This is a genomic window from Actinopolyspora xinjiangensis, assembly GCF_900104475.1.
GTDB classification, from domain to species: domain Bacteria; phylum Actinomycetota; class Actinomycetes; order Mycobacteriales; family Pseudonocardiaceae; genus Actinopolyspora; species Actinopolyspora xinjiangensis.
The window spans coordinates 67464-88257 of record NZ_FNJR01000002.1 but is presented as its reverse complement, the minus strand read 5'-3'; the positions used below and the strand labels follow the sequence as shown (position 1 = coordinate 88257).

The window sequence follows — 20794 nt, the reverse complement described above, 5'->3', positions numbered from 1 at the left end:
ATGTTGCTCGCATCCGGAGCCGCCGAGTGCTCTCCACGCGCGTGGCGGTGAGCCGCCACGCGGGTCGGATGGCTCACCGCATCCGGGGCAGGCAACCGATGGGACGCACCGGCCCGATGCGTGCGGCGAGACCGCTCGACGCACTCAGCAGCGGTACCGCTCGACGTAGCGCTGCCACGCCTCGGCGTCCTCCGTCGCCTGGCGCTCGGCACGCTTGGCACGTCCGGTTCCGAGCGGGTATCCGTGCTTGACGAGCCGGGTCTCGCAGCTCTCCACCATGGACGAGGTGGAGTACAACAGCGACATCAGCAGCCCGCCGACCACGCACATCGCCGTGATCCACAACGGCCCGGGCAGCAGCAGCACGAGCAGTCCGGGCGAGACCTGCACGAACACCCGGGCGATGTGCCGCAGCGCCCAGGTCCGGCAGGTGACGTCGTGCAGCACCCACTCCCGGTAACGCTCGGGCAGGCGTCCACCGTAGACGTACCAGAGCCACCACACCGGATTCGGACGGACTCCGCCGCTCATCGTGATCCCTCGCTCCCTCGGGCAGCCGTCCCGACGGACCACCACCCACACCGTCCGACCCGCCACGAACCCGGCCGAGAACTCGACGGACGAACGGGCCGGAACCCCGACCGGACCTTCACTCGAAGGCGGGCGGCAGCCGGTCCTGCCAGCGCCGCCCCTGCGGGTACAGCGTGATCGCGCGGGTCTCGTCCTCGCGCCGCTCGATGCGGACCAGCAGATGGTCCTCGGCCAGCCGCTCCGCGAAACCGCCGCCCCACTCGACCACCACGGCCGCCTCGGTCAGCTCGGTGTCCAGGTCCAGGTCGTCGAGCTCGGCCAGCGAGGTGAGCCGGTAGGCGTCCACGTGCACCAGCGCCGGGCGGCGCCAGTCCGAGGAGTAGTGCTCCCGCGCCAGCACGAAGGTGGGCGAGGTGACCCGGCCACTCACCCCCATCCCCCGGGCTATGCCGCGCGTGAGCGCGGTCTTGCCCGCGCCGAGCGGGCCGTCCAGCAGCACCAGATCTCCGGCGCCGAGCACGGCGCCGAGCGCGGCGCCGAAGCGGGACGTGTCCTCCTCGGTCGCCAGCTCGTAGGTCCAGCTCACCACATCGGAACTCAACTGCCGCTCACCTTCTCCTCGGCCCCCTGGGACCGCTGTTTCCGCGCCGCCCGCCGAACCAGCTCGCCCAACCGCTCGGTCACCAGTTCGGCACGTTCCAGAATCGCCATGTGCCCGGCCCCATCGATCCGCACGAGCTCCGCCTCCGGCAGCCGCGCCGCGATCGTCTCCGAATGGGAGAACGGAATGAGCCGGTCGGCGTCCCCGCCCAGCACCAGCACCTCGGAGTGCCGCAGCCCGGCCAGCGCGGCCGTGCGGTCGTGCGAGCCGAGGGTGTCCAGGAAGTCGGTCACCGTCTCCACGGTGGTGGAGGAGATCATGTCGTCGGTGAGGTCGACCAGCGCGGTGTCCACGCCGCGATCACCGAAGGCCAGGCCGCGAACCACGCTCCAGGCCACGTGCGAACCGCTCCGCCGAGCGCTTTCCACCAGCCCGGGCTGCCACCGGGCGAGCACGCCCATCGTTCTGGTCAGCGGGTTGTTCTTCGACAGCCACGGCCTGGGCAGCCCACGCGCACCCACCTGACCGGCCGAGGTGGCCAGCAGCGCCACCCCCGCTATCCGCTCCCGGAACAGTTCGGGCCGCTGCTCGGCCAACGCCATGATCGCCATGCCGCCCATGGAATGACCGACCAGCACCACCGGTCCGCGCCGCGCGGTCGCCCGTACCACCGCGTCCAGGTCCCTGCCGAGCTGCTCTATGGTGCAGTTGGCGCGCCCGGAGTGCCCGGAGCGCCCGTGGCTGCGCTGGTCGTAGAGCACCAGTCGCACCCTCGGGTCCCGCAGCGACGGCAGGTCCCTGCGCTGGAAGTGCCAACAGCGGGAGTCCAGCGTGTAACCGTGCACGAACACCACGGTCAGCTCGGCCTGCCCACCCCCGGCGGGTCCGACCTCCTGCACCGCCAGCGGAACGCCGTCGTCGGCCGCGACGGTGGACCTGCGGTCCGGTTCGAGCCTGCCCAGCGCCTCGCCCTGATGCGGATCGGCCTCGGCTCCGTTCCTGCGCTGCGCGGCGATCCGGGAGCTGTGCGAGGCGAGGCTCACGGCGGTGCCGGTGACCACGGCGCCCACCATCCCGGCCGACCAGGCGATCGCGTGCCACGGCCTCACGGCGCGTCCTCCGCCACAACGGTTCGGCTCACACGCGAACGGTACATACCGCTGACTATCTCGTAGTGGATGGTGCCCAGCCGCTCGGCCCACTCCTCGGCCGTGGGCTCACCCTCGTCACCGGGGCCGAACAGCACCACCTCGTCCCCCTCGCTCACCGGGGCGTCGTCGCAGCGGACCACGATCTGGTCCATACACACCCGCCCGACCACCGGGCGGCGCTCACCACCGAGCCACACCGAGAACCGGCCGGACAACGAACGCGGCACCCCGTCGGCGTAGCCGACCGGCACCAGCGCCAGGGTGGTCTCGGCCGGGGCGGTCCACATGTGGCCGTAGGAGACGCTCTCCCCGGCGGCGATCCGCTTGGTCAGCGCCACCGAGGAGCGGAAGGTCATCGCCGGGCGCAGCCCGTGGTCACCCTCCTGGGGGACCGGGTCGAGTCCGTAGACCGCTATGCCCGGTCGCACCATGTCGAACCGCAGGTCGGGACGGGTCAGCAGCGCCGCCGAGTTGGCCAGATGCCGCAGCGGTCGCAGCCCGGCCGCCAGGGCCTGCTCGTAGGCGATCCGGAACCGCTCGGCCTGGACGTCGACGGAGGGGTGCCCCGGCTCGTCGGCGCAGGCCAGGTGCGACCACACCGCGAACACCTCCAACGCGCCGTCGGCCTCGGCCTTGGCGGCCAGCGCCACCAGTCGCTCCCACAGCTCGGCCGGGGCTCCGTTGCGATGCAGGCCGGTGTCGATCTTGAGGTGAATCCGGGCGGTCCGCCCGGTTGCCCCTGCGGCGGCCACGACGTCGCGCAACTGCGACTCGGAGGACACCGAGAGGTCCACCCTGGCCCGTACCGCGCCGGTCACGTCGTCACCGTGCTGGTAGAGCCAGCACAACAGCGGAGCGGAGATCCCCCGCTCCCGCAGTTCCAGCGCCTCGGGGATCGAGGCGACACCCAGCCACTCGGCACCGGAACGCAGGGCCGCCTCCGCCACGGTGTACGCACCGTGACCGTAGCCGTCGGACTTGACCACGACCATGGTCCGCGCGCCGGACTCGGCGGCGAGCCCGGACAGCACGGTTACGTTGTGCCGGATCGCCGCGAGATCGACGCGGACGTCGGCTCGGCACGCGGGACGCTCGTTCATCCTGCTCATGGTCGCACAATCCCCGAGTGGCCCCGCTCGGCTGCCGTACCGCTCATTCGGCGGAACTCCGCACGCGTCTCGTGAGCGGGTACCGGAGACGTCGGATGGGTACTGCACGACGTCTCCGGCTCTCCTCACGAGAGCGCACGCCGCAGACCCCGCGGGTGGTCGAGCCGCGTGACCGGTGGTTCGGCGCTCACTGCGCCGAGATCACGCGTTGTGGCAGGAGAGGGATTCCGGACCATCAGCGGGCTTCGAGTCCGGTCACACCTCGTTCGGGCGGTTCACGAAACCGAGGACGCCACGGCACGGACCTCACGGACGGCGTCGGGTACAGCCTCCAGCAGGGCGGAGGCACCGATGGGCGCCCCCACCGGAGCGGCCTCCCCGGGTTCGCGGGATTCGGCCGCACCACCCGTGGCGGCGAGCTCCGCCGCCCGGGCGTGCACGTGCGCGGCGCGGGCACACGCCGGCGACGGCTCCATCCCGGTGGCGATCAGCTTGCCGATCATGCCGGTGAGCACGTCGCCGGAACCGGCCGTGGCGGGCCAGGCGTGCCCGCAGGGGTGCACCAGCACCCGACCGTCCGGATCGGCGATCACCGTGGTGTTGCCCTTCAACAGCACCACGGCCGAACAGCGCCGGGCCACCTCGCGCACCGCCGCGACCCGGTCCACCGGGCGCTGCCCGACCAGCCGGGCGAACTCGCCCTCGTGCGGGGTGAGCACCAGCGGCACGTCCGGGTCCCGCGCGTCCCACAGCGTCTCGTCGCCCGCGAACAGTGTGATCGCGTCCGCGTCCGCCACGACCGGCTTCGAACTGTCGAGCACCGCGGCCAGCACCTCGCGCCCGGCCGCGCCGGTGCCGATCCCCGGCCCCACCGACCAGGCCTGCACCCTGCCCGCGTCGCCGACCGAACCGGTCGCCACCACTTCGGGCCAGCGCTGCCGCACCACGTCGGCGGCCGGTCCGGCGTAGCGCACCATCCCGGAGGCGGTGCGCACGGCGCCACCGACGGTGAGCACCGCCGCTCCGGGGAAGGTGGCGGAACCCGCCGCCACCCCGAGCACGCCCTGGCTGTACTTGTCGTCCTCGGCACGCGGCACCGGCCAGGCGTGCCCCACCTCGTGCGTCTCCATGACGGAACAGCCCGGCTCCGCCAGGTGGGGACCGAGCCCGATGTCGATCACGTCGAGCCTGCCGGAACGCGCCGGACCGGCGCCGAGCACGTGGCACGGCTTGCGTCCGCCGAACGTCACCGTCACCGCCGCCGAGACGGCCGGTCCCTCCACCGCCCCGGTCACCGGGTCCACACCGCTGGGCAGGTCCACCGCCACCACGGGTGCCGCCACCTGTTCCACGGCGGCGGCCGCGAGCGGGCGCAACGGGCCCTGCGCGGCGAGCCCGACTATGCCGTCGACCACCACGTCGGCGCGCCGGAGCGCCTCGACGGCATCGGCCGTCAGCTCCGAGTCGCCCGCCTCGACCACACGTCCGCCCGCCGCGCGCAGGGCGCGCAGTCCCTCGGCGTGCGCCTTCCCGGGCGAGAGCAGTACCGCCGTCACCCCGACCCCGCGGTCGCGCAGCAGCGCGCCCGCCCAGAGCGCGTCACCGCCGTTGTTGCCCGCGCCCACGAGCAGCGCGACGCGGCGCCCCGACACGCGCCCCAACCGTTCGGTGAGCAGCCCGCGCACCGACAGCGCCACCCCGTTGGCGGCACGCCGCATCACCACGGGCTCGGCCACCGTGCGGAACAGCCGCCGCTCCGCCTCACGCACCCGTTCAGGGGACCACACACCCAGCACAGACATCTCCTCCTGGCGGTTCGGCTGTCGAAGTCTCCGTGTCCCGGCCGTCCGGGCGCCCCGGCGGGGCCTCCCACCTCCGGCGCCTCGGTCAGGCCCGTCGTCCAGTGGTTACCACGCCACGCCGGGGCCGGGCCGCGAGAGCCGGCCGGGAGAACCCGCGGGCGCCGAGGGCGGGAGCGCGGTGCCCGCGCCGCGACGCCGAGGGGATCACTCGACGGTGACCGACTTGGCGAGGTTGCGCGGCTTGTCCACGTCGAAACCCCGGTGGCGGGCGATCTCGGCGGCGAGCACCTGCAACGGGACGGTGGCGACCAGCGGCTGCAGCAGCGTGGGCACGGCGGGGATCTCCACGAGCTCGTCGGCGAACGGCCGCACCACCTCGTCCCCCTCCTCCGCGATCACGATGGTGCGCGCGCCGCGCGCCTGGATCTCGCGGATGTTGGACACGAGCTTGGCGTGCAGGTGGGAGTTCCCCTTGACCGAGGGCATCTGGACCACGACCGGCAGTCCGTCCTCGATCAGCGCGATCGGGCCGTGCTTGAGCTCGCCCGCCGCGAAGCCCTCGGCGTGCATGTAGGCGAGCTCCTTGAGCTTGAGCGCGCCCTCCAGCGCCACCGGGTAGCCGACGTGCCTACCCAGGAAGAGCACCGCCTTGGCCTCACACATCCGGGTGGCCAGATCCCGCACCCTGGGGACGGTGTCGAGCACGGAGCGCACGGCCTCCGGCATGGCGGCCAGCTCGGAGAACTCGTGCTCCAGCTCGTCGGCGTACTTGGTGCCGCGTGCCTGCGCCAGCGCGAGCCCCACGAGGTAGTTCGCCGCGATCTGGGCCAGGAAGGTCTTGGTGGCCGCCACGCCGATCTCCGGCCCGGCGTGGGTGTAGAGCACGGCGTCGGACTCGCGGGGAATCTGCGAACCGTTGGTGTTGCTGATCGCCAGCACCCTGGCGTGCTGGGTCCGGGCGTGCCGCACCGCCTCCAGGGTGTCGGCGGTCTCCCCGGACTGCGAGATCGCCACGACCAGCGTGTCCCTGCCCAGCACCGGATCGCGGTAACGGAACTCGCTGGCCAGCTCCACCTCCACCGGAATCCGGCACCAGTGCTCGATGGCGTACTTGGCCAACAACCCCGAGTGGTAGGCGGTTCCGCAGGCCACGACGAAGACCTTGTTGATGTCCCGGAAGTCCTGCTCGCTGATGCGCTGCTCGTCCAGCACCACACCGCCGCCGGAGAAGTGCCCGCGCAGCGTGTTGGTCAGCGCCTCGGGCTGCTCCTCGATCTCCTTGAGCATGAAGTAGTCGTGCCCGCCCTTCTCGGCGGCCGACAGGTCCCAGTCGACGGTGAACGGCTTGGTCTCGACCGGTGTCCCCGCGAAGTCGGTCACCCGGTACCCGTCTCGGGTGATGGTGACCAGCTGGTCCTGCCCGAGCTCCACGGCGTTCCTGGTGTGCTCGATGAAAGCCGCCACGTCCGAGGCCACGAAGGTCTCGCCCTCGCCGACGCCGAGCACCAGCGGGGAGGAGCGTCGGGCCGCGGCGATCACGTCGGGATGGTCGGCGTGGGTGGCCACCAGGGTGAACGCCCCCGCGAGCCCGGCGGCGACCGCGCCGAGCGAGGCACCGAGGTCACCGGCGGTGGGCCCGGCGGCACAAGCCCTGCTCACCAGGTGCGCGACCACCTCGCTGTCGGTGTCGCTGCTGAGCTCGACCCCGTCGGCCTCGAGCTCGGCGCGCAGCTCGGCGAAGTTCTCGATGATCCCGTTGTGGACCACCGCCACCTTCCCCGACAGGTCCCGGTGGGGATGGGCGTTGCGATCGGTCGGCGCGCCGTGGGTGGCCCAGCGGGTGTGTCCCATGCCCGCCGTGCCGACGAAGCGCTCGCGCCCGTCCTCGGCGAGCCGCTGTTCGAGGTTCGACAGCGCCCCCGCCGAGCGCTGCACGGCCAGCGAGCCGTCGCCGTCCAACAGCGCGATCCCCGCCGAGTCGTAGCCCCGGTACTCCAACCGCCCCAGTCCCTGAAGCACCACGTCAAGGGCCGGGCGATGTCCTAGATAACCCACAATGCCGCACACCCGACCCAGCATAGCCAGGAGATTTGGTCTGAACCTGATACGTGTCGGCCATCCGAGTGTCGCCCGATCGCCCCGCCGGTCGCTGCCACGGGTGGCGCGGCGTGTCCGCTACCGTGACGAGTCATGGCCCACAACGCGAAGAAGGCGCTGCAGGAGCTCGCGCGACGGGGACCGCACGACGTGCTGCACGGTGACCTCGCGCTCGTCGGTCTGCCCGGCATCGTCTGCGCACCGCGCAGTGGGCGAGGGCTGGCCGCCGTCGCGTTCGGGCACGGCTGGCTGCAACCCTCCCGGCGCTACACCGGGCTGCTGCGCCATCTGGCCTCGTGGGGATTCGTGGTGGCGGCGCCCACCACGCACACCGGACCGTTCGCCTCGCACCGGATGTTCGCGGCCGACCTGCGCACCGCCCTGGACATCTGCGTCAACGTCCGGCTCGGCGAGGGCGGGATCAGCGTGGACGAACGGCGGTTGGGCGTCGCCGGGCACGGCATGGGCGGTGGCTGCGCCGTGCTGGCGGCCGCCGAGGACAGCCGTATCCGGGCGGTGGCCGGACTGAGCACCACCGAGACGATGCCCTCCGCGATCGCCGCTGCCGGGCGGGTGAGCGTGCCGGGGCTACAGCTGGCCGGGGAACGCGACCTGATGGCCTCGGCCCGCTCCAACGCGGAACCGATCAACCGGGCCTGGGGCGGACCCGCGCAGCTGCGAACCGTGCGCAAGGCCGGTCATCTCGCCTTCGCCGAGGGCAGGCACTGGAGCGAGCTGCTGCTGCAGGGCAGGTCGCACTACGGCTCGCAACGGCTCTCCCGCGCCCTGCTTACCGCCTTCTTCCTGCGCACCCTGACCGGCGACCGGCGGGGAGCGGAACTGTTGACCAACGACGTGTCCGGCGCGGCCATCGACGGCGAGCACAGCAAGGGACCGCTGGCCGCCGCGTGACGGAAAACTCCGAACGGAACACGGCAGCGACGTGATCCACCACAATGGTGGATCTCGGCCACTCCCCGTTCCAGGGGGTTTCCTTCCGGCTCGTGTCGGAAGGTTCCCGCTTTCCGGCCGACCGTCCCGTCCGGGAGGACTCCCGTTGAGGTCTGACACCGGCTCCGCGGACCGAGGCCGCCGGCCCGGCGGCCTCGATGTTCTCGGCGGCGTTGACGTCGCGCTCGTGCGGGAGAGCGCACCCGCCGCGTGTCCCCGTGCGGACGTGCGGCGGCACCGACGACACCTCACCCGGATGGGAGAGCTCGTCCGAGCGTTTCCGTTCGGCGAGCGGCTCCGAGGTCTCGTCGTGGTTCACGCGGCGCTGTTCGGTGAACCACGCGCGGGTCCACGCGTCGAGGGGCGAGGTTGTGGACCTCGCTGGACGCGGCCGAACGTGGGCGACGGCTCGCCGCGTCGTGCATCGGTCGGACAGCAGCGGTACGTGCCACGCCCGCCTCCACATCGTCCGGCCGTCTTCTTACGTACCAACACTCTTGTTCGCGAGTCTCGATCTCGGGGGCACCGAACAACACTCGGGATCAGCTCACCCCCCGGCGCGAGCGCCGGGATCTCCGCCGATTGGAGAAACGATGAGCACGCCACAGCCGCCGCACGGCGTACCGCAGCAGCCCCAGTCGGGCGGCGTGCCCTACCCGCAACAGCCCCCGGCGCAGCAACCGCCACCGATGCCGCAGCAGGGGCAACAGGTGCCGCATTACCAGGGCTACCCGCGGGCCGGGGCGCAGCCAGGGGTACAGCAGGCCGGTGGCGCACCGGGATGGGGACAGCAGCCTGCCGGAACCGGTCAAACCGGGGCCTACGGCTATCCGGTTCCCAACACGGGATACGGGTGGCAGTACGGCGCCTCCCAGCAGCGACCCGTTCAGCGACAGGTAGCGGGCCCGATCGACGACACCGGCAGGCCGCTGGCCGTCATCGTCGCCGTCTGGGCGGTCATCGCGGGACTGCGGACGCTGATCATGTACCCCATCAACATAGTGCGGTTCTGGACGGAGTACGGCGGTTACCCCACCGTCGCACTGAACATCGCCCGGGAATCGTGGAACTTCCTGGCCCTGCTGGACGCGGCCGCGCTCGTCGTAGTGGGAATACTACTGTTCACCAGACGGAACAAGGCGCGTTTCTTCGCCACAGCGGTAATAGCACTGACAGTGACACTGTACGTCGTGGACACGATTTACGGGTTCATCTGGACACCGAGTCACATGGAGTACCTTTACGAGCACTTCTACAACTGGAGCCAGCTTTCCGGTAATATTTTCTACCTGATTCCCGCGGTTTTCGCGCTGCTCCCTGGAGTGTCCCGCACGCTGCACACGAAACCGAGGCGGCAACAACCACCACAGCAACCGGTGTACGGACAGCAGCCGGGATACTGAATCGACACCGAATATCGTGCGGCGATTCCGACAGTCGGAAAAACCTCGGAGGACAGCATAATGAACTCACCACAGCCGTTCCACGGACAGCAGCGACCACCGGGAGCCGCGCCGCCACCGCAACCGGCCCATCCCGGAACCTATCCGGCTTACCCCGGACAACCACAGCCGACGGGGACCCAGTCGAGCACCTCCCGCCCGGACGGCGGCTCTCCGGCCCCCGTAGTGCTGGGAATAGCTACCCTAGTGCTCGGTGGCGTCATCACCGCTGTCTCCGTCCAACCACTGGTAGGGCAAACGTTGCTTTACCAGCGTGGCAGTCTCGAGTACGCGAGTGAAATAGCGAAATACACGACTACTATCGTGTGGACTCTCAACGGAGCAGCGCTGTTGACACTTGCTGTGATGCTACTGGCACGCACTAGAGCCGCGAAAGCGGCTGCTATAATAATCTTAATTTTCACTATATTCGCCGCATCCGCAGAAGCACTGTTTGCACTGTTCAGCAGAGCCGAATGGCAAGCTCCGATGGATATCGTTTACATCATGGAAACAGCGGAAGGAGTGATGTTCTACTGCTCGATCCTGGCGTCGATGCTGGTTTTCCTTCCCTCGGTGTTGCGGTCACTGCGCCAGAAACCGGTCCGGCCACCACAGCAGCGGTACTACTACGGAATGCCGGGTGGCCACTGACACCACCGGGCGACCTCGGCCCGTGAGGGGAGCTGCCTCACGGGCCGAGCACGGCCCCGCTCCCAGCCGCGGGGCTCCCGACCGCGGGGCCGGCAACGGCGAGGCTTCCCGCCACCGGATTCACTAGCGCAGCCAGCTGCGCTGCGAGAAGTCCTCCTCGTCGTCGTCCCAGTCATCGGCGGCCGCCGCGCGACGGCGGGGCGGCGGGGCGGAAGCGGGCTGTTCCCGGGGAGGTGGGCCCGGCCTGGGCTCCGGAGGCCGCTGTTCGACCGGAGCCTCCTCGGGAGCGGACCTGCCGAACCGCCCGGCCGCGACGTTCCATCCCGCGTCCGTACGCGGAGGCGGCGGTTGCGCGCCCCCGACGTCGGCCGGGGCCGGAGCGACGGGGAATCCGCCGGAACTCACCTGGTCGGCGAACGGGTCCTCGTCGTCCTGCTCACCGATGCGGATCTGCTCGCGGCGCGCGCGCTCCCGCAGCACCGCTCGCTCGGCCTCCCGCCGCTGCTCCTCCTCGATGCGCGCCCGCTCTTCCTCCTCCTGGAAGACGCGCTCCCGTTCGTCCATCTCGGCCTGCACGGCCGCGGTCCGCTGTTCGTACTCACTGTCCAACTCGTCCTTGCGGCGCCGGGACCGCTCCAGGACGGCCTCGATCTCGGCGACCGACACCTCGGACTCGTACATTCCCGCGTTCCAAACCTTTCCACGAATCCGGGTCAGCCGGGCGATACCGGGACGGCCGAGCGGCCACCCGAGCCGCCTCGGCACGCCGCAGGCGAGAGCTCCCCGGTCGGACTACCGCCCCTCGACCGGAGGGGAGCAGCGCGCCACGACGCCGCCCGAACGGTCACTTCTCCTCCGGTTCGCCCAGCACCGCTCGGTACTGCCAGCGGGTCTCGGCATCGAGGCCGTCGTCGAACAGATCCCCCTCGGTGCGCCAGGGACTGTCGTTGCTGCGCTCCTCGTCGCCACCACCCTGCTGACCGGCTCCTCCCATACCGCCCATGGGCATCATGCCGCCCCGAGCGCCGCCCTGCTCGCCCTGCCCGGAAGCACCGGCCGACTCCCCCATCGAGGCCAACCCGGTGGCTCCCTGCGATTCGGTCCTGCCGGACTTTCCATCCATTGTGGCCAGACCGGCCTCGCCCTCGATGTCACCGAGCCGGTCCGTCGGGCGGCTGCCCCAGACGTTCCCACCGTCGTCCTCGGGAGCGCTGAACAGATCACCGGAGAACGCGGTGAAGGTGGACCGGGACGAGAACCCCTCGGCGTCGCCGAACACCCCGGAACCACCCCACTGCGAAGTGGTTCGCGCGGCGGTCTCGAACGAATCGGCGGGCCGTCCGTCCAGGCGCTGCCCGGTTTCGGGAGAAGTGCCCGTGACCGGTTCACCACCGGTCGCCGATTCCTGCCGAGGGACTCCGAGACTTTCCGGGGCGGGAGTCGCCCCCTGCTGGGCGGCGGGAGCGAGCCCACCGCCGCCCGGGTCCACAGGGGAGGCGGAGAAGGCCGCGTTCGTGCGTGGCGCTCCGGCGGAATCCAGGTCGTCCTGCCGTGGCACGCCCGGCTCCGCCTGCTGCGGGGGCACCCGTTGCTGGGAGGTCTGTCCCGGCTGCTCCCCCGGAGGTGCTTGCCGCTGGAACTCCTCTCGCGAGGCGGCGGCCGGTGCGGTGCGGCCGGACTCGGCACCGGCACTCCGCTCCACGCCGGGACGCTCCTCGCCGAAGTCGACGGTTCGCGTGCTCGGCTGACCGTCACCGTCGTCGATCGTGAGGCGCAGTCCTCCCCCGACCTCCCGCGCCACGTTGATGGTGCGCTCGCCCTCCCGGATGACGGCGGTGCCGTCGTCGTTCGGCCGGACGAGTGTAGGGCCGCGTGAGTCGCCGCGCGGAGCCGTCGGGTCCGTCTCGCCCAACGGATCGCCTCGCGGGCCGGGAGTACCGGGGGCTTCCGCCGACCTCCCCGCATCGGTGGAATCCGGCACGGCCGCACCGCCCTGATCACCGAACGGAATCTGATAAGTCCGGGGCTGGCCCTGCTCGTCCAGCAGCGTCAGTTGCGTACGCCCCTGCGAGTCGGCCTCGCGAACCGCGATCCGCTCGGCGCCCTCCCCGATGGTCACCTGATCCAGGCCGCGGTCAGTTCCGGGACCGCCGCCCCCGCTCGGCGCCACCCTAGCCGCCTCCTCGCCCGACTCGGACATCCGGTCGCGGATCTCCTCGGATGAAGGAGTGCTCGGCTGCTGGGGCATCCCGGCGGTCTGACCGCCCGGAACCCCGGAACCGCCGGGAGCACCGCCGGTGCCGCCTCCACCCGGCATCCCACCGGTGCCACCGCCCTGGGATCGGGTGGTGAGACCGGCATCGGCGGGACTGCGCTGTTCACCACGCTGCCCTCCGTCCCGCCGCGGGCCGCCCTCATCGAGCTTGTCGAAGGTCGTGCCGTCCAGCTTGCCCAGCTGTTCCCGCAGCGCGGAGAAGGCCTCCTCGGTGTGCTCGTAGGCGTCGTGTATCTCCTCGCGCAGCGCCCTGACGTCGTGGGCGTACCAGCCGCAGAAGTCGTCCAGCCACTTGATGCGTTTGTTGGCAACGGTGCCACCACCGTCCCGACAGCCAGGCGCACCGGGTTTCCGAAGATCATCCCAGGTGATCTGGACGTGGTACTCGATCTTCTTCGGTTCCTCGGCGTCTTTGGGGTCCACGTTCACGTCTCTGTCCGGCATCTGTGCCTCCACACGAGGCAGAAGGGCCTTGCCGAACTCCTTCATCTCCGGATCTTGCAGCTGGGACTTGCTGTACCGGAGCCCCTCCCGGACCATCTTCTCCATACCGTCGAGGTCCTGGAGCATGTCCTCGGACTCGTCGTCGCCACCGTAGTGTTTGAAGAAGCTGCTCTTGTCCTTGAAGTCGGACAGACCGCCGGGACCGACGCGTTTCTTGGGAACCTGCGCGGCCTTGTGCAGTGCCCGGCTGGTCGCGTTCAGGTCGTCGCAGTACTTGTTCATGGGGGCCTTGACCGCCGTGTACCGCTGGCGTGCGGCGTCGGCCGCCCGGCCCTGCCAGGCTTGGTCCAGGTCCTTCTCCAACGAGCCGAGGTGGTCCAGCCAGGCGTCCCGGTTGCTCGCGAGCTCGGCGAGCTTGCCCGCGGCCGACTCCAGCATCCCCCAGTCGATACCGCGCAGCTTCGGGAGTTCGCGCGTCTCGACGGTTCCGGTGCCGTACACCGCGAACTCCTCACCCGGGTACTTCTTGGCCGCGCCCTCGTGGGTCCGCCATCTTCGGAAGACCCTGCCCCACACGTCTTCGCGCATGACCTTCTCGAGCTCGTTCAGCTTGTCCAGGTGGAAATCCGAGTTCCCGTGGCCGGACGGTGCGGAACCACCATCGGAAGAATCGTTCCTGTTCGCGTTTTCCCGAATCTCCTCATGGTGCTCGTCGGGCGGGGAGAGATTGTTCGGACTACCCACGGCTCACTCCCCCTTCCCGGCGTCGGCCACGTTCTCCGCCTGGTCCTGGTCCCGCGACTCCATGTCGGTGAAGGAGGACCGGATGTCACCGGCCAGTTCGTTCAGGTGCTCCCGAGCCTTGCCCAGTGACCGGGAGAATCCCTGGCAGACGGTCTCGAAGGTCGCCCCGACACCGATGTCCCTGCCCACCCGGCCGAAGGTGCCCTCGCCCGAATCGATCGACTCCGCGAAGTTCGTTCCGGCGTTGAAGGCGTCGGCCAGCTGTTCCGTACTCCTGGCGACCCGTTTCATCGCCTCGCCGTCGTAATCGGCGGACCCGTTCGGCCGGCCCATGAAGTCGTCCCCCTAAACCGCTTGTCCTCGGCATCGCCCGTGACGCGAACACGTGGGTCCGTGAGCGTTCGGTGCATCGTGGATCATCCCAGATCGCCGGACGCTGCCGTGAGGGTTCGACTACGTCATCGCGCGGTCATTGCACGCGCAAAGCCACAGCCGAGACGGCGGACGAGGTACGACGTGACTCAACCCGTCCGGGAATCACTGCCGGGGGAGGCTCACATCGGTACCGGGGCGGAAGCGGCACATCCGTGGAACCGTACCGAGCGACGGGTCCGGCATCTCCGGCGAGCCGAACCACGGGCACCTCATCGGCGATGCCCGCGCGGCATCCCGGCAGGTGCCCACGCACAGCAGCGGAGGTGGATCACCACCACGGAACGAATGCTACCCGAAACGGGTGGAACTGTTGATCAGGTCGGCGGCGACACCAGCACCGCGACGACGATCACGCCGAGAGCCATCACGGCGAGCGGTAGGAACAGTACGTAGAGCAGATCACCGAAGAAGTAACGCATGACGGATCACTCCCACCGGATACCCGAGGACTCGGAAGCGGGGAGTCGATTCGCCGGGCCGCGAATCAGGGCTTGGCACGGCGTGGCCAGTGCTCCACCAGCCAGTTGCTGCCGTCGTGCGCCAAGGTGGCCGCCTTGGCACCCGCGACGGCGAGAGCGGACAACACTACAAGACCTGCGACCAGGCTGACCGCGAACAGCGCGATCAACATCGTGACTGCGATGGCACCCATGTGACAAGGCTCTCACAGTCGGACGCACAATGCGAGACTTTGATCACATATTCATCTGATCGAGCCAACGATCTCGGCCAGTTGTTCCGCCGTGCGCTTGGCGCACTCGGCCGTGGGGGCCTCCACCATCACCCGCACCAACTGCTCGGTCCCGGAGGGGCGCAGCAGCACCCTGCCGTGTTCCCCGAGCTCGGACTCCGCGCTGGCCACGGCCTCCGAGACCGCCGGAGCGTTCACAGCGGTGCTCTTGTCCGACACGGGAACGTTCACCAGGCTCTGCGGGAGCCGGGTCATCGTGGCCGCCAGTTCGGCGAGCGGGGTACCGGTCGCCGCCATCCGCGACATCAACCGCAGCGCGGTGAGCAGCCCGTCCCCGGTGGTGGCGTGCTCCGGCAACACGATGTGACCGGACTGCTCACCACCGAGGGAAAAGCCACCGCCACGCAGCTCCTCCAGCACGTAGCGGTCGCCGACGGCGGTGGTGCGGAGTTCGAGGCCGTGCTCGCGCATCGCCAGGTGCAGCCCGAGATTGCTCATCACGGTGGCCACGACCGTCCCGTGGGCCAGCTCCCCGGCGTCCCGCATGGCCAGGGCCAGCACCGCCAGAATCTGGTCGCCGTCCACCAGCTCCCCGGTCGCGTCGACTGCCACGCAGCGGTCGGCGTCCCCGTCGTGGGCTATCCCCAGGTCCGCGCCGTGCTCGACCACGGCCGCCCGCAACCGGTCGGGGCGGGTGGAACCGACGTCGTCGTTGATGTTGAGCCCGTCCGGCTCGGCGTGCAGCGCGATCACCTCGGCCCCCGCCCGCCGGTACGCCTCCGGGGCGGCCCGGAAAGCGGCGCCGTGGGCGCAGTCGACCACCACGCGCAGGCCGTCCAGCGAGTCCGGCGTCGAGGCCAGCAGGTGCGCCACGTAGCGGTCCAGGGCCTCGGGCATGTCCCGTATCCGGCCGACGTGCTCGCCGACCGGTCGAACCGGGTTCTCCTCCAGCCGCGCCGCGATCTCGTCCTCCAGCGCGTCGGCCAGCTTGTGCCCACCCGCCGCGAACAGCTTGATCCCGTTGTCCGGCATCGGATTGTGCGAGGCGGAGATCATCACGCCCAGGTCGGCACCGGTGTCGGCCACCAGCCGTGCGACGGCCGGGGTCGGCAGCACGCCGACACGAACCACGTCGGCCCCCGCCGAGGTCAGGCCGGCGGTCACCGCGGCCTCGAGCATCTCACCGCTGGCTCGCGGGTCCCGCCCCACCAGGGCGACCCGTCGTCGGGAGTCGTCCCGGTCGTAGAGCACGCGGGCCGCCGTGCTCGCCAGGGACATCGCCAGTTCCGGGCCGAGATCGGAATTGGCCAGACCGCGCACCCCGTCGGTGCCGAACAGACGGGACAACCGCTTCCTCCTGATGCTCACGGCGCGCCCAGGCGACCGGGAAAACGAAGCACTCCGGTACCAAACACCACGGGAGCAGCCCCGACGCCCGACGGGCTGTCGTGACTGCTCCCACACAGGATGTCGGCACCGCCCCGACCGTGCCACCGTGCGAGGGGCACGGCGGGGCGAGTCCGGACCCGCTGGCGCGGGTCCGGGAAAGTCACCGCTTGCTGTACTGCGGGGACTTCCTGGCCTTCTTGAGGCCGTACTTCTTGCGTTCCTTGGCCCGGGGATCACGCGTGAGCATGCCGGCCTTCTTCAGGGCGGGCCGGTCCTCCGGCTGGTAGGCCACCAGAGCACGGGCGAGGGCCATCCGCAGCGCGCCGGCCTGGCCGGAGGGGCCACCACCGCGCAGGTTCACGTGAACATCGAAGCTCTCCGTGCGCTCCACGAGTTCCATGGGCTCACGGGCGATGTTCTGGTGCACCCGGTTGGGCATGTACTCGTCCATCGGCTTGCCGTTGAGGACGAAACGGCCACTGCCCGGAACCAGCCGAACCCGCACGATCGCCTTCTTGCGACGCCCGACGGTCTGGATGGGCCTGCTGGACGGAATCGGCGCCACGCCCTGAGCGAAAGCCTCAGGGGCCGGCTCGTCGGCCGGGACCTCTGAATCGAGGACCTCGGGAGCCGGGGCTTCGTCGGTCTCTGGAGTGCTCACGTGCTCTTCCTCGTATCCCTCGGTCACTTCTTGGCCTTCGTTTCGATCTCGAAGGGCTGCGGCTGCTGCGAGTGGTGCGGGTGGTCCGGCCCGGCATAGACCCTGAGCTTCTTGGCCATCGCGCGGCCGAGCTTCCCCTTGGGCAGCATGCCCTTGATCGTCTGCTCCAGCAGGCGCTCGGGCTTGTTGTCGAGCATCTCGCCGAAGGAGTTCTTCTTCAGGCCGCCGGGATAACCACTGTGCCGGTAGACGAAGGCCTGATCGCGCTTCTTACCGGTGAGGGCGACCTTGTCGGCATTGACGATGACGACGAAGTCGCCGGTGTCCATGTGCGGAGCATAGGTCGGCTTGTGCTTGCCACGCAGCAGCGTGGCGGCCTGGGTGGCCAGCCGGCCGAGCACCACGTTCTCGGCGTCGATCACATGCCAGGCGTGGGTCACCTCGCCGGCCTTCGGGCTGTACGTGCGCACGGGTCTACCTCGTCGTCGTTCGCGTTGGAATCTCGGTGCGGCAGTCGTGTCCCGTCGCCCATTACGTCGGGGCGCATCGCGATCCGATTCACCCCGTGGGAACCGGCACATCCCACGAGCGATCGAGACCGTCACCTCGTGCGAGCCGCCCCCGGGGCTTTCCGCCTCGGCCGGTCACCGAGTCATCTCGCGGTCGTGCACACCCACCGCACAACAACGGATGAGAGTACTCGGTGGCTGACAAGCGGGTCAAAACGGGTCCCCCACACCCGCCACGACCCGCACGGGAGCCGTCGCGGCGACGGGACTGCTTCGGCCTACCTCAGCACCGCCCCCATGATATCGGACAGGAGGAGCCGAGAAGACGTGCCCCCTGGACCCGTTGCGATCCAGGGGGCACGCGTCACATCCGGCGCGGTTCAGCCACCGAACTTGGCGGCGTTGGCGCGCTCACCCGCCTGGTAGGACTCGTTGGCCGCGTTGACGGCCATGCCCATCTTGGCGGTGATCTCCTGCATGTTCTGGGCGGCCTTGTCCCAGGCGGTCTGGGCCTGGAAGTACTGCTCCTGAGCGGCACCGTCCCAGGTCTCCACCAGCGGCTTGATGGTGTTCTCCAGCTCGTCCAGCTCGGCCTGGATCTTGGTGGCCGTCTGGCTCAGGCTCTCGGCGGCGGCGCTGAGCTGCTCGAAACTTACCCGGATCTCACTCATTGCTGTTGGTCCCCTCTGTGTGATGTGGAAATGCGGCGGATGTCACCGAGCTCAGCCGTTGAGCATGCCCTCGATCTTGGAGACCTCGGCGGCCTGCTCCTCGTCGCGCTGCGCGTAGTCCTGACCCGAGGACTTGATGTTGTCGCTGATCTCCTGCAGCTGAGTGGTGATCGTGTTCGCGTTCTCCTTGAACTGCTCCATCAGCTTGCGGAAGACCTGCGCGGCCTGACCGCTCCACCCGGCCATGACCGGTTCGAGCTCACCGTTGAGCTTCTGGATCGCCTGATCGACGTTGTTGCGGACGTCCTCCACCTGAGCGGCGGACTTCTGCATCAACTCGACATCTGTCCCGAATCCCTGCTGAGACATGGGTTCAGTCCCCCTTCGTCGTATGGCCGCGAAAGATCGGTCGAACTTCCGACGCAGACATTGCCAGAACGGTTCCACCGGTGTCGCGGTTTTCCGCGGATCACGTTGCGCGAGTAAACGCACCGGCCCCGAACACCGCGCGAACCGTGTCCGATCTCCCTTCTGTCCGGCGAGGATCAACGCACCGACAGACTGCTCACGACCTGTTCGCAGGCCGCCGTCACCCGACTCCTCCCCGCCGGGTCGTACTGGCAGCCGACGCTGATCCGGGTGTCCGAGCGGTGCAGCACGTACCAGTCCACGACGGAACCACTCAGTCGTTCGCGGTAGTGCACCACTCGCTCACCCGCGAACCGGGTGTCGGGCTCGAAACCGGACAGTTCACTGTCGGAACCGTCGAACTTCTCCCGCAACTCGCGCACGGAGCGCTCGCGGCTGGCCGCCACGTCGTAGCCCGGTCTGCCCGCCCGCACCGAAACGAGCTCGCCCCCGCCGGAGTCGGGCGGCCGAATGCGTGTCTCCCACAGCTCGGGATCACCGCCGCCCTGTTCCCAGTTCGCCGGGTATTCGAACTGGTAGCCGTAGCGGGCCACGTGGGTGCCACGCGCGCCCGGGAGCAACCACATCACCGACAGGACCACCAGAGCCGCCGATACCAGGACCGCCGCCAGTCCCCCGAACAACCACCTCCTCCGAGGGACGCGCCGAGAAGCGCCGGAGCCCGTGCCGGGACCGCTCCCGGCACGAGGAGAGAAACCACCGGTTCCGCCCGCCGGGGGCGTGGGGACCGGCGTGGTGGCCCCGGTCGGCCACGCGCGCCCCTCGGCTTCGGACCACGGACGCACCACCGGCCCCGCCTGCCCGACGGGCCCGGCCCCGGAGGGCCGGGGCGCCGATGCGGGGCCCGCGCTCGAAGGGGCGCTCCCGGTCCGGTGCGGGCCGGAGGAGACCGACAGGGCACGCGTGACGTCACGCGCCGGGTCCTCCCGTACGGCGCGCAGCGCGCCACGGGCGACCACGGTCTCGGGCTGGTCCAGTGTGGTCGGTACGATCCCCGTCCGCTCGTGGAGCAGCCGTGCCACCATCGGCACCCTGCTGGAACCGCCGACGAGGAAGATCGCGGTCAGTTCCTCCGTCGTCACGCCCCCGTCGGCCAGCACCGCGAGCACGAGGTCGGCCACGTCGCTCAGCGGCGTCACGATCAGCGACTCCAGGTCCGACCTGGTGACGTGGGTGTCCGAGAACGGCGGCGGGAGCGGGACGTCGGTGTAGCTGTGGCGGGAGAGCGTCTCCTTGGCTCCTCGGACGTCCTGCCGCAGCACCCGCCTGCGGCGCCTGTCGGCGATCTCACGCCCCTCGACGAGCCGACGCCAGGCGGCGGGGTCGAGCGGTTCGACCGTCCCGCCGACGTGGTCCAGCAGGGCCTGGTCGATGTCGGCCCCGCCGAAGTCCGGCTTTCCCCGGGTAGCCAGCACCCGGAACGTCTCCTCGGAACGGCGCACCAGGCTGGCGTCGACCGTCCCACCGCCGAGGTCGAGAACGGCCAGCGCGGCACCGTCCGGCAGACCGCGGTCGGCGGAGTGGAACACCGCCGCCCCCACCGGTTCCGGGACCAGCACGATCTCGGCAGCCAGCCCGGCGGCGGCGCGGCGCAGTTGCCCGGTGCGCACCCTCCCCCAGTCAGCTGGATGGGTCAGCACGAGCAGATCGACTGCCACACCGCCCGCGTAGCGCCGGGATTCCTCCACCGCTCGGGTCAGCACCGCGCGGACGGCGTCGCCCACGGCGAGCACGGTGCCGCCCAGCAGCAGTTCGGGCTCGTCGATGCGGCGTTTGGGGTGCGGCTCGAAGCGCGCCGGGTCGACGGCGGCCTGGCGTTCGGCCTCCTGCCCGACGAACAACGTGCCGTCGCCCGAGGCGAAGACCGCGGAGGAGAGCAGCGGCTGTCCGTCGATGACGACCACATGGGGTTCGGCACCGTCGAGCGATGCGACGGTGCAGGTACTGGAGGTACCGAAGTCCACCGCGACGTGCAGGGTCACGCACAACTCCTTCGCCGTCGCCGGTCCGCGAGCACCGGCACCACCGGAGATCGATCCGAGCAGCACCCTAGTAGTGCACGGCCCCCGCGGGGGAACTCGTTCACGGAGCGGTCAACCGGGGCGCGACTCGACGAGTCGGGAACCGCCACCGGAGGCGCGGGACGGGCGCGGCCCGGCCGTTGCCCGCGGCGGGTCCCGCTTCCGGGAGCTCCCGGAAGCGGGACCC

19 protein-coding genes and 1 pseudogene are annotated in these 20794 nt (G+C 70.2%); 3 read left to right on the top strand and 17 right to left on the bottom strand.

What is annotated here, in order from left to right; all coding sequences use genetic code 11:
* Nucleotides 1-144 precede the first annotated feature (144 nt).
* The 6 genes from BLQ75_RS03135 to glmS all read right to left on the bottom strand — a co-directional run bounded on the left by BLQ75_RS03135 (nt 145) and on the right by glmS (nt 7261).
* Complete coding sequence (locus BLQ75_RS03135) at nt 145-531, bottom strand: DUF5313 family protein (RefSeq protein WP_092597499.1); 387 nt, start codon at nt 529-531, stop codon at nt 145-147.
* Nucleotides 532-649: 118 nt separating this feature from the next.
* A complete protein-coding gene (tsaE, locus tag BLQ75_RS03130) occupies nt 650-1132 on the bottom strand; it encodes a tRNA (adenosine(37)-N6)-threonylcarbamoyltransferase complex ATPase subunit type 1 TsaE (RefSeq protein WP_043570494.1) in 483 nt (160 codons plus the stop codon).
* Nucleotides 1129-2241, bottom strand: coding sequence for an alpha/beta fold hydrolase (locus tag BLQ75_RS03125; protein WP_211481136.1), 1113 nt, complete (start codon nt 2239-2241; stop codon nt 1129-1131). Before BLQ75_RS03125 ends, tsaE begins: the two co-directional genes overlap by 4 nt.
* The gene (gene alr / locus BLQ75_RS03120) at nt 2238-3383 is read right to left on the bottom strand and encodes an alanine racemase (protein WP_092598321.1); all 1146 of its coding nucleotides are present in this window, start codon (nt 3381-3383) and stop codon (nt 2238-2240) included. The genes BLQ75_RS03125 and alr overlap by 4 nt, the downstream gene beginning before the upstream one ends.
* A gap of 284 nt (nt 3384-3667) precedes the next feature.
* A complete protein-coding gene (locus tag BLQ75_RS03115) occupies nt 3668-5194 on the bottom strand; it encodes an NAD(P)H-hydrate dehydratase (protein WP_244515205.1) in 1527 nt (508 codons plus the stop codon).
* A 204-nt stretch (nt 5195-5398) separates the two neighbouring features.
* Nucleotides 5399-7261, bottom strand: coding sequence for a glutamine--fructose-6-phosphate transaminase (isomerizing) (glmS, locus tag BLQ75_RS03110; RefSeq protein WP_092598319.1), 1863 nt, complete (start codon nt 7259-7261; stop codon nt 5399-5401).
* A gap of 123 nt (nt 7262-7384) precedes the next feature.
* Between glmS and BLQ75_RS03105 the strand changes: the two genes are divergently transcribed.
* Nucleotides 7385-8203: a dienelactone hydrolase family protein gene (locus tag BLQ75_RS03105; RefSeq protein WP_092597493.1), complete on the top strand. Its 819-nt coding sequence runs from the start codon at nt 7385-7387 to the stop codon at nt 8201-8203.
* 100 nt (nt 8204-8303) lie between these two features.
* Here the strand turns inward: BLQ75_RS03105 and BLQ75_RS24635 are convergent.
* Nucleotides 8304-8480, bottom strand: a pseudogene (locus tag BLQ75_RS24635) (RNA-guided endonuclease TnpB family protein); the annotation flags it as partial.
* Nucleotides 8481-8835: 355 nt separating this feature from the next.
* On the opposite strand from BLQ75_RS24635, the gene BLQ75_RS03100 reads away from it, so the two are divergent.
* The gene (locus BLQ75_RS03100) at nt 8836-9645 is read left to right on the top strand and encodes a hypothetical protein (RefSeq protein ID WP_092597490.1); all 810 of its coding nucleotides are present in this window, start codon (nt 8836-8838) and stop codon (nt 9643-9645) included.
* Nucleotides 9646-10191: 546 nt separating this feature from the next.
* On the top strand, nt 10192-10338 hold the full coding sequence (locus tag BLQ75_RS23315; protein ID WP_170837294.1) for a hypothetical protein: 147 nt from the start codon (nt 10192-10194) through the stop codon (nt 10336-10338).
* A gap of 123 nt (nt 10339-10461) precedes the next feature.
* On the opposite strand, the gene BLQ75_RS03095 is transcribed toward BLQ75_RS23315, so the two are convergent.
* From BLQ75_RS03095 to BLQ75_RS03055, 10 genes are all read right to left on the bottom strand, one after another.
* The gene (locus tag BLQ75_RS03095) at nt 10462-11019 is read right to left on the bottom strand and encodes a hypothetical protein (RefSeq protein ID WP_092597487.1); all 558 of its coding nucleotides are present in this window, start codon (nt 11017-11019) and stop codon (nt 10462-10464) included.
* Nucleotides 11020-11182: 163 nt separating this feature from the next.
* Nucleotides 11183-13801 (bottom strand): WXG100 family type VII secretion target, encoded by a 2619-nt coding sequence (locus BLQ75_RS03090; RefSeq protein WP_092597484.1) that lies wholly within the window; start codon nt 13799-13801, stop codon nt 11183-11185.
* 3 nt (nt 13802-13804) lie between these two features.
* Nucleotides 13805-14134 (bottom strand): hypothetical protein, encoded by a 330-nt coding sequence (locus tag BLQ75_RS03085; RefSeq protein ID WP_092597481.1) that lies wholly within the window; start codon nt 14132-14134, stop codon nt 13805-13807.
* A 586-nt stretch (nt 14135-14720) separates the two neighbouring features.
* The gene (locus BLQ75_RS23310) at nt 14721-14888 is read right to left on the bottom strand and encodes a hypothetical protein (protein WP_170837293.1); all 168 of its coding nucleotides are present in this window, start codon (nt 14886-14888) and stop codon (nt 14721-14723) included.
* 51 nt (nt 14889-14939) lie between these two features.
* Nucleotides 14940-16274 (bottom strand): phosphoglucosamine mutase, encoded by a 1335-nt coding sequence (gene glmM, locus BLQ75_RS03080; protein ID WP_092597478.1) that lies wholly within the window; start codon nt 16272-16274, stop codon nt 14940-14942.
* Nucleotides 16275-16476: 202 nt separating this feature from the next.
* Nucleotides 16477-16977 (bottom strand): 30S ribosomal protein S9, encoded by a 501-nt coding sequence (gene rpsI, locus BLQ75_RS03075; protein ID WP_425286432.1) that lies wholly within the window; start codon nt 16975-16977, stop codon nt 16477-16479.
* A 23-nt stretch (nt 16978-17000) separates the two neighbouring features.
* On the bottom strand, nt 17001-17447 hold the full coding sequence (gene rplM, locus BLQ75_RS03070; protein WP_043570465.1) for a 50S ribosomal protein L13: 447 nt from the start codon (nt 17445-17447) through the stop codon (nt 17001-17003).
* 419 nt (nt 17448-17866) lie between these two features.
* On the bottom strand, nt 17867-18157 hold the full coding sequence (locus tag BLQ75_RS03065) for a WXG100 family type VII secretion target (protein ID WP_092597472.1): 291 nt from the start codon (nt 18155-18157) through the stop codon (nt 17867-17869).
* 51 nt (nt 18158-18208) lie between these two features.
* Nucleotides 18209-18526, bottom strand: a complete 318-nt coding sequence (locus tag BLQ75_RS03060) for a WXG100 family type VII secretion target (RefSeq protein WP_043570460.1) — start codon at nt 18524-18526, stop codon at nt 18209-18211.
* Between the two features lie 176 nt (nt 18527-18702).
* The gene (locus BLQ75_RS03055; RefSeq protein ID WP_092598316.1) at nt 18703-20568 is read right to left on the bottom strand and encodes a type VII secretion-associated protein; all 1866 of its coding nucleotides are present in this window, start codon (nt 20566-20568) and stop codon (nt 18703-18705) included.
* Nucleotides 20569-20794 lie beyond the last annotated feature (226 nt).